This is a genomic window from Enterobacter cloacae complex sp. S2 (assembly GCF_015159675.1).
GTDB lineage: Bacteria > Pseudomonadota > Gammaproteobacteria > Enterobacterales > Enterobacteriaceae > Enterobacter > Enterobacter intestinihominis.
Genome location: NZ_JADDTS010000059.1, coordinates 23,185 through 30,741 on the forward strand (window position 1 = coordinate 23,185; position 7,557 = coordinate 30,741).

4 protein-coding genes and 1 pseudogene are annotated in these 7,557 nt (G+C 53.4%); 4 read left to right on the top strand and 1 reads right to left on the bottom strand.

Annotated features, from left to right (window positions below; translation table 11 throughout):
* Window positions 1–237: 237 nt before the first annotated feature.
* The 3 genes and pseudogenes from fecI to fecA form a co-directional block, all read left to right on the top strand.
* Complete coding sequence (gene fecI / locus IPZ49_RS22005; RefSeq protein ID WP_016236495.1) at window positions 238–759, top strand: RNA polymerase sigma factor FecI; 522 nt, start codon at window positions 238–240, stop codon at window positions 757–759.
* Window positions 756–1,709, top strand: coding sequence for a ferric citrate uptake sigma factor regulator FecR (gene fecR, locus IPZ49_RS22010; protein WP_004118237.1), 954 nt, complete (start codon window positions 756–758; stop codon window positions 1,707–1,709). Before fecI ends, fecR begins: the two co-directional genes overlap by 4 nt.
* Before the next feature lie 86 nt (window positions 1,710–1,795).
* Window positions 1,796–3,595: pseudogene (fecA, locus tag IPZ49_RS22015) on the top strand (TonB-dependent Fe(3+) dicitrate receptor FecA); the annotation flags it as partial.
* A gap of 32 nt (window positions 3,596–3,627) precedes the next feature.
* On the opposite strand, the gene IPZ49_RS22020 reads toward fecA, so the two are convergent.
* Window positions 3,628–6,636, bottom strand: a complete 3,009-nt coding sequence (locus tag IPZ49_RS22020; protein ID WP_004118541.1) for a Tn3 family transposase — start codon at window positions 6,634–6,636, stop codon at window positions 3,628–3,630.
* Between the two features lie 162 nt (window positions 6,637–6,798).
* Between IPZ49_RS22020 and IPZ49_RS22025 the strand changes: the two genes are divergently transcribed.
* Window positions 6,799–7,365, top strand: coding sequence for a recombinase family protein (locus IPZ49_RS22025; RefSeq protein ID WP_004098835.1), 567 nt, complete (start codon window positions 6,799–6,801; stop codon window positions 7,363–7,365).
* The last annotated feature ends 192 nt before the right edge of the window (window positions 7,366–7,557 follow it).

The following is a 7,557-nucleotide window of genomic DNA, read 5'->3' on the forward strand; positions in this document are numbered from 1 at the left end:
GCTGTACCGGGGGCTGGCGACATTTCAGGCAACACTCATAGTTGACCACATCATGATGTCATTCTGACCGACAGATGCCAGAAGCAGAGGATCCATCCCATTTTATACCTACCTTATAACACTTAGAAAAACAACATGTTAAAAATGTTTATTGGAAACAATTTTATTTCCAATTGTAATGATAACCATTCTCATATTAATATGGCTACGTGATAATTAACTTTTGATGCACTCCGCATGTCTGACCGTGCCACTACCACAGCTTCCTTAACGTTCGAGTCGCTTTATGACACCCATCACGGCTGGTTGAAAAGTTGGCTGACGCGCAAACTCCAGTCTGCCTTTGATGCAGATGACATTGCCCAGGACACTTTTTTGCGGGTAATGAGCAGCGAAACGCTCTCGACGATCCGCGATCCTCGCTCTTTCCTGTGCACTATCGCCAAACGCGTGATGGTGGACCTGTTTCGCCGAAACGCGCTGGAAAAAGCGTATCTGGAGATGCTGGCGCTTATGCCGGAGGGGGTAGCGCCTTCACCTGAGGAACGCGAAAGCCAGCTCGAGACCCTACAACTCGTCGACAGCATGCTGGACGGGCTAAACGGAAAAACACGTGAAGCGTTTCTGCTTTCGCAACTGGATGGCCTGACATACAGCGAGATTGCGCACAAACTCGGTGTTTCCGTCAGCTCCGTGAAAAAATACGTGGCGAAAGCCGTCGAGCACTGCCTGCTGTTTCGTCTGGAGCATGGGTTATGAATCCTTCGTTAACCGATTCCCGCCGTCAGGCGCTGCGTTCAGCTTCCCACTGGTATGCCGTGCTAAGCGGCGAGCGCGTCAGCCCACAACAGGAAGCGCGCTGGCAACAGTGGTATGAACAGGATCAGGATAACCAGTGGGCCTGGCAGCAGGTTGAAAACCTGCGCAACCAGCTTGGCGGTGTGCCTGGCGACGTTGCCAGCCGGGCGCTGCACGATACCCGCCTCACCCGCCGTCACGTGATGAAAGGATTACTGCTGTTGCTCGGCGCTGGCGGAGGCTGGCAACTCTGGCAGTCGGAAACCGGCGAAGGTCTGCGGGCAGATTACCGCACCGCCAAAGGCGCAGTCAGCCGTCAGCAACTGGAAGATGGCTCCCTGCTCACGCTGAATACCCAAAGCGCGGCGGATGTGCGTTTTGATGCGCATCAGCGCACCGTCCGGCTCTGGTACGGTGAAATCGCCATTACTACCGCGAAAGATGCGCAGCAACGCCCCTTCCGCGTCCTGACCCGTCAGGGCCAACTCACCGCTTTAGGGACAGAATTTACCGTCCGCCAGCAGGATAATTTCACGCAGCTTGACGTGCAGCAGCACGCCGTGGAAGTGCTTCTCGCCAGTGCCCCCGCGCAAAAACGCATCGTGAACGCTGGTGAAAGCCTGCAGTTCAGCGCCTCTGAGTTTGGCGCAGTGAAACCGCTGGATGACGAGAGTACAAGCTGGACGAAGGGCATCCTGAGCTTCAGCGATAAACCGCTGGGTGAGGTGATAGCCACGCTAAGCCGTTACCGCAACGGCGTGCTGCGCTGCGATCCCGCCGTTGCCGGGCTGCGCCTGAGCGGGACGTTCCCGCTGAAAAATACCGATGCGATCCTGAACGTTATCGCTCAAACGCTTCCCGTTAAAATTCAGTCTATTACGCGGTACTGGATAAACATTTCACCGCTGTAAGAAAAATAATTCTCATTTCGATTGTCCTTTTTACCCTTCTCGTTCGACTCATAGCTGAACACAACAAAAATGATGATGGAGAAGGTATGACGCCGTTACGCGTTTTTCGTAAAACAACACCTTTGGTTAACGCCATTCGCCTGAGCCTGCTGCCGCTGGCCGGTCTCTCGTTTTCCGCTTTTGCTGCACAGGTTGATATCGCACCGGGATCGCTCGACAAAGCGCTCAATCAGTATGCCGCACACAGCGGAATTACCCTCTCGGTTGACGCCAGCCTGACGCGCGGCAAGCAGAGCAACGGCCTGCACGGAGATTACGACGTCGAGAGCGGCCTGCAACAGCTGCTGGACGGCAGCGGACTGCAGGTAAAACCGCTGGGAAATAACAGCTGGACGCTGGAGACCGCGCCCGCGCCAAAAGAAGATGCCCTGACCGTGGTCGGCGACTGGCTGGGCGATGCGCGTGAAAACGACGTATTTGAACATGCTGGCGCGCGTGACGTGATCCGCCGTGAGGATTTCGCCAAAACCGGCGCAACCACCATGCGTGAGGTGCTTAACCGCATCCCTGGCGTCAGCGCGCCGGAAAACAACGGCACCGGCAGCCACGACCTGGCGATGAACTTTGGCATCCGGGGCCTGAACCCACGCCTCGCCAGCCGCTCGACCGTCCTGATGGACGGCATCCCCGTCCCCTTTGCCCCTTACGGTCAGCCGCAGCTTTCACTGGCTCCCGTTTCGCTCGGCAACATGGATGCCATTGACGTGGTGCGCGGTGGTGGTGCGGTGCGTTACGGACCGCAGAGCGTGGGCGGCGTGGTGAACTTTGTTACCCGCGCCATTCCGCAGGACTTTGGTATCGAGGCGGGGGTGGAAGGTCAGCTCAGCCCAACCTCTTCACAAAACAACCCGAAAGAGACGCACAACCTGATGGTGGGCGGCACAGCGGACAACGGTTTTGGCACCGCGCTGCTCTACTCCGGCACGCGCGGCAGTGACTGGCGCGAGCACAGCGCCACCCGCATCGACGACCTGATGCTGAAAAGCAAATATGCGCCGAATGAGGTGCACACCTTCAACAGCCTGCTGCAATATTACGATGGTGAAGCCGACATGCCCGGCGGCCTGTCCCGCGCGGATTACGACGCCGATCGCTGGCAATCCACCCGCCCGTATGACCGCTTCTGGGGCCGTCGCAAGCTGGCGAGCCTGGGCTACCAGTTCCAGCCGGACAGCCAGCATAAATTCAACATTCAGGGGTTCTACACCCAAACCCTGCGCAGCGGCTACCTGGAGCAAGGCAAACGCATCACCCTCTCGCCGCGTAACTACTGGGTGCGCGGTATTGAGCCACGCTACAGCCAGAGCTTTATGATCGGCCCTTCCGCGCACGAAGTGGGCGTGGGCTATCGCTATGTGAATGAATCAACGCATGAAATGCGTTACTACACCGCCACCAGCAGCGGGCAGTTGCCGTCCGGCTCAAGCCCTTACGACCGCGACACGCGTTCCGGCACCGAGGCGCACGCCTGGTATCTGGATGACAAAATCGACATCGGCAACTGGACCATCACGCCGGGTATGCGTTTCGAACATATCGAGTCATACCAGAACAACGCCATCAAAGGCACGCACGAAGAGGTGAGCTATAACGCACCGCTTCCGGCGTTGAACGTGCTCTATCACCTGACTGATAGCTGGAATCTTTATGCAAACACTGAAGGCTCGTTCGGCACCGTACAGTACAGCCAGATTGGCAAGGCTGTGCAAAGCGGCAATGTGGAACCGGAAAAAGCGCGAACCTGGGAACTCGGTACCCGCTACGACGACGGCGCGCTGACGGCGGAAATGGGGCTGTTCCTAATTAACTTTAACAATCAGTACGAGGGGTTCGAGGTTCAATCGTGTAAAAAACCACGTTAAGGCAATAATTCATTGTTTGAATTGAAATTTAATGGCCTCAACTCTCCCTTCAGAATATTTTCCGGCAGCGTGAACGTATAATGTCCCAGCATGTTGATATGACCGTACATCAGTGGCGACAGGCGTGAGATATGCTCGTCTTCCGGGATCTCACCAGCGCTGCGCAAATGTGATAGCGCTTCCTGCATATAAAGCGTGTTCCACAATACAACTGCGTTAGTGACAAGCCCCAGCGCACCCAGTTGATCCTCCTGCCCCTCACGGTAACGTTTTCTAATCTCACCACGTTGGCCGTAACAGATCGCCCTTGCCACGGCGTGACGGCCTTCTCCCCGGTTAAGCTGAGTCAGTATCCTGCGACGATATTCTTCATCATCAATGTAGTTGAGGAGGTACAGCGTCTTGTTGACCCGTCCCACCTCCATAATCGCCTGCGCCAGCCCTGACGGACGGGAACTTTTTAAAAGCGAGCCCACAAGTTCTGAGGCGTGGACTGTACCCAGCTTCAGAGAACCGGAAACCCTCATCATTTCATCCCATTGGGTTTCTATCTTTGACAGTTCAACGCATCCCCGCGCCAGCTCATCCAGTACCCCGTAGTTCGCATTTTTATCTGCACGCCAAAATACCGCCTCACCGGCATCTGCCAGGCGGGGCGAAAACTGGTAGCCCAGCAGCCAGAACAGGCCAAAGATAATGTCGCTGGACCCTCCAGTGTCCGTCATAATCTCCACCGGATTCAGCCCCGTCTGCTGCTCCAGAAGCCCTTCCAGCACAAAGATAGAGTCACGCAACGTACCGGGGATAACGATGCCGTGAAAGCCGGAATACTGGTCAGAAACAAAATTGTACCAGGTGATCCCACGCCCTGAGCCAAAGTATTTTCTGTTAGGGCCAGAGTTCAGCGTTTTTACAGGAGTGACAAAGCGCATCCCATCTGCAGAAGCCACTTCTCCGCCGCCCCAGCGCTCAGACAGTTCCAGCGTGGACTGAAAATCGACCAACCGGGCATTAGCGCTGACCAGCGTTTCAGCCCGAATGTAGTTTTGTTTTACCCAGCTCAGACGGTGGCGGGTCAGTGCCGGAATACTGTGTTTGATCAGCGGTTCATGTCCGATATTGCAGGCTTCAGCGAGCAGTACGGCACACAGGCTGATGTTAAGATCCTGAGCACGGGCTTCAGACTCACTCACATGAGTGAATTCGCGGGTAAAACCAGTCCGGGCGTCAATTTCAAGCAGCAGCTCTGTCAGATCAACAGGGGGGACCAGCTGCCTGACGCGGCTGTTCAGAAGAATCAGCGGCTGCGGTTCTTCCAGTTTTTCCAGACTGCTGATGGTCAGGGACGGATATTTACCCTGATGACAGATGCTCACGGCAGCATTCAGCTCAAAGCGTGAGGCCACCGTTTTCCAGGTTTCGTCCAGTTCGGTTGCCAGCTGTTTAACGGCATTTCCACCATCGGTGGGGTGTCCAAGCGCCCGGCATACGGCGATCCGCTGAGCCTGCCATTCTTTCCCCTGAAGAAACTTCTGACGCGGATCGCCCCAGCGATCGCTGTTCTCCAGCCAGATATCGCGGCGACGCAGCGAATCCTGAAGGCGTTCCAGCAGGCACAATGAGTATCCTGCACGCTGTATCCGGCCTTCGGAGTCGTACACCAGACGTTTCCAGGGACCTGTAATGATCTGCTCAGGCGCATTCTCCAGGAGGCGTTTTTTCGAACCACTCAGTTCGGCCAGGTAATGTATGGCCGATAGCGTATTTTCGCCGGCAGGGGCAGACTGAAAATGTAAATCACGCAGCATCGCTGGCAGAAAGCGCTTAACCCGTCCATATTGCTCGACCATTTCATCCTGGAAATTTGTGTCCTGCGGGCGGGCAAGCTCATTGACTTTACCTACGGATTCCGCCAGCCGGTTCTTTGGTACGTGGCTGAAAATAGTCTGACGCAGCGCTGCGTCATCCATTTTATCATCCAGTAAAAGCGTACATGCATGTGCCAGAAGTAGCGCCGCGCGATCAAGATCTTTGAGCGTTCTGAGCCGTTTTTTCTGCCCGGTTTGCTTCGCTGAACGCGTGATATTGAGGATCAGCAGATCCAGAACATCGACAGCCTCATCGAGTGCCAAAATTTCCTGTGCTTTAACAAACGCGGTCAGGATGGCCAGCCGCCGTTCCTCCGGCATTCTGGCGATATATTTTACCGAAGCCATGCCAGCATAACGAGCCAGGTTGCGGAGTTGAATTGCAGGCAGCCCGGCAAAATTCAGCCGGGAAAACTCCAGGCTGCGCAGGCGTGTGTAGCGCTGAAGTGCGTCAGTAAAGGCCGGACCACTGACGTTGACGGGCCCTTTTCGTATCTGCTCCATCACGGAAACCCGCTGTCCTTCCGGTATGACAAGCAGACCGGCCAGTTGCTCAGTCTGCCAGCTGTCAGGTAATGCAGCCAGTCTGCGCCACAAACGCCTGCTTGCCCGCTCACGAATTTCGCCAATGAGCCTCGTCAGCGCTGAGGCTGCGGGCAACAATACTTTATTCTGGAGCAACCATGCCGTGGCAAAATCGAACATCAGACCGGGGCGCTCGTTACTGAGCCATGTGCGGATATAAAGCAGACGTTTCAGTCTGAACGACCAGGGGAAATCGCCAAAATCATGGTAGTCAGAGTGTTGCCTGATCAGCCTTTGATGCTCCCAACGGGTATTCTCTCTCTGGGCGTATCGGGCCATGATCTCAGGGCGATGAATGTTCAGCTGTAATGCAACGTAATTTCGGACGCCGGGAGGTATTTGCAAGGGATCGGTCTGGAAGGTTCCCAGAAAACGGGCCGTGGTTAGCTGAAGGGCAATCCCAAATCGGTTATGTTTCCCCCGGCGCTGATTAATAAAAACAAGATCGCGTTCATCAAGATGAAAATACCGGGCCAGCTGAACCTCGTTAGGCTCGGCGGCATACCGTCCGTAGTTTTCGGTCTGTTCACTGGTCAGAAAACCGTCACTCATCCCGCATCCTTTCGTAAGGGTATCGCTCTGCTCAAATTTTGATAGTCTCAGATATTATAATTTATAAGACAGCATAAAACGGCAGGCATGGACTGTCTATTAAATCGTATTTTTGCCATAATAGACACAAGGTGTCTGATATTCGATTTAAGGTACATTTTTATGCGACTTTTTGGTTACGCACGGGTCTCAACCAGTCAGCAGTCCCTAGATATTCAAATTAGAGCACTTAAGAACGCGGGGGTAAAAGCCAACCGTATTTTTACGGACAAGGCATCGGGAAGTTCAGCTGCCAGGGAAGGACTTGAGCTGTTGCGCATGAAGGTGGAAGATGGAGATGTCATTCTGGTGAAGAAGCTAGACCGTCTTGGTCGTGACACTGCCGATATGATTCAACTAATAAAAGAATTCGATGCCTTGGGTGTGGCAGTCCGATTCATTGATGATGGGATCAGTACCGATGGAGAAATGGGGAAGATGATCGTCACAATTCTATCAGCAGTGGCACAAGCAGAACGTACTCGCATCTTTGAACGAACAAATGAAGGAAGAATTGAGGCCAAGTCTAAAGGAATTAAATTTGGCAGAAAACGGAAAATAGACAGGAATAAAATAAAATTTATGCATGATAAAGGAACTGGAGCAACTGAAATAGCTAAGCATATGGGTATTGCGCGTTCAACCGTATATAAAATTATCAATTCAGAACGTTCACCAATCAATGATTGATTATCTTACAACTGACAAGGTGGAATTGTGAGAACATTTGTTATAATTTGGACGATAGCTTTCATTGCGGTAATTGCTGTAATGTGTACAGTGGATCTTTCATTATATGTACCTTCAATTTACACCGTATTTAATAAAAACAAACCTTTAGTAACTGGTATTATATATATACTACTAATATCTATTTTTATA